The organism is Marilutibacter spongiae, from assembly GCF_014145325.1.
Taxonomy (GTDB): domain Bacteria; phylum Pseudomonadota; class Gammaproteobacteria; order Xanthomonadales; family Xanthomonadaceae; genus Marilutibacter; species Marilutibacter spongiae.
Map to the genome: position 1 here is coordinate 1 of NZ_JACHTF010000037.1, position 1,771 is coordinate 1,771.

The window sequence follows — 1,771 nt, forward strand, 5'->3', positions numbered from 1 at the left end:
CGAGTTCCAGCAGGGCAACGAACACGGCTACCTGTCGCTGCCGGAGATCCAGCGGCAGTCGGGCGTCGCCCCGGGCACCGCCCTGTTCGACAGCATCCTGGCCTTCGAGAACTATCCGCTCGATGCCGCGGACGAAGTGTCGGCGATGGAGGGCGACGCACGGATCCGGCTCGAGTCGCCGGGCAACGACGAACAGACCAGCTATCGCCTGAGCATCAGTGTCAGCGTCGGTGAAACCCTGCAGGCGCGGATGGGATACCGGCGCGAGCATTTCCGCGGCGACATGATCGAGCGCCTGCAGGCGCATCTCGCCCGCGTCCTGGAGCAACTGCCGGCCGCGGCCACCGCCGCCGACATCGAGTTCCTGTCCGAGTCCGAGCGGCAACTGCCCACGCACGCGGAGATCGGCGCACGCGCGAGCGCCGCCTGTGCGCACCAGTTGTTCGAAGCGCATGCCGCGCGCTCGCCCGGGACCCCCGCCCTGTGGACGCGCGAAGGCGTGCTCGCCTATGGCGAACTCGACCGCCGCGCCAACCAGGTGGCCCATGCCCTGCGCCAGGCCGGCGTGCGCACCGGCGACGTGGTCGGCCTGTGCATGCAGCGCTCGTCGTGGCTGTCGGTATCGCTGCTCGGCATCCTGAAGGCGGGGGCCGCTTACCTGCCGCTCGATCCGGCCTATCCCGAGGAGCGGCTGCGCGACATGGTGGACGACGCGGGCCTCGCCCACGCCATACTCGACCCCGCATCGCTGGCGGCCTTCCCCTGGCTCGATGCGATCCGGCGCCTGCCGGCCGATCCGGCCGAGCTGCAGGTCGCGCTGGAGGGGCATGCCGCCACCGCGCTCGATCCCGGGATGTTGGGACTGGCGCCCGACAGCCTGGCCTACATGGTGTACACGTCCGGGTCGACCGGCCGGCCCAAGGGGGTGCTCCTCGAGCACCGTGGCCTGGTGAACCTCGCCGACAACCAGCAGCGACTGTATGGCACGACACCGGAAAGCCGGGTGCTGGGGTTCGCTTCGCTGAGTTTCGATGCCGCGGCATGGGAATGGCTGATGGCCTTCTCCAGCGGCGCGTGCCTGTACCTGGCCGACGAAGAGGACCGGCATTCGGTCGATCGGCTTTCCGCCCTCATGGTGGAGCAGGCGGTCACCCACGCGACCCTGCCGCCCGCGTTGCTGGCGCACATGCCGCTGGAGCGCGACTACGCCCTCCAGGCCCTGATCCTGGCGGGCGAGGCCTGCGATGAACGCCTTGCCTGGCGCTGGGCCCGGCGCTACCGCACGCACAATGCGTATGGTCCCTCGGAGAACACCGTGTGCGCGACCAGCACACCGATCGAGCCCGGCCGGGCGATCGTCCTGGGCGAGGCCTTGCACGGGGTCGAGGTGCACCTGCTCGATGCTGCCGGCCGCGTGGTGCCGGTGGGCATCCCCGGCGAACTGCACCTGGGCGGCATCGGCCTGGCCCGCGGCTACCATCGTCGCCCCGATCTGACCGCCGAGCGTTTCATCGAGTGCGCCCGTCGCCCCGGCACGCGGCTCTACCGCACCGGCGACCTGGCCTGCAGGCGGCCCGACGGCGGACTGCTTTTCCTCGGCCGGCTGGATGCGCAGGTCAAGATCCGCGGCTTCCGCGTGGAGCCGGGCGAGATCGAGCAGGTGCTGGCGTCGCGGCCGGGCGTGCGCCAGGCGCTGGTCGTCGCCCACAGGTCGGACGAGGCGCCGACGCGCCTGGTGGCCTATGTCGCGGTCGATGGCGGGCCGGGCGAT

Annotated in this window: 1 protein-coding gene; it reads left to right on the top strand. The window is 71.3% G+C overall.

The annotated features are described in order from the left end of the window. Positions 1 to 1,771, top strand: a 1,771-nt coding sequence (locus H4F98_RS16590) for a non-ribosomal peptide synthetase (RefSeq protein ID WP_182688937.1), incomplete at both ends; no start/stop codon positions are given.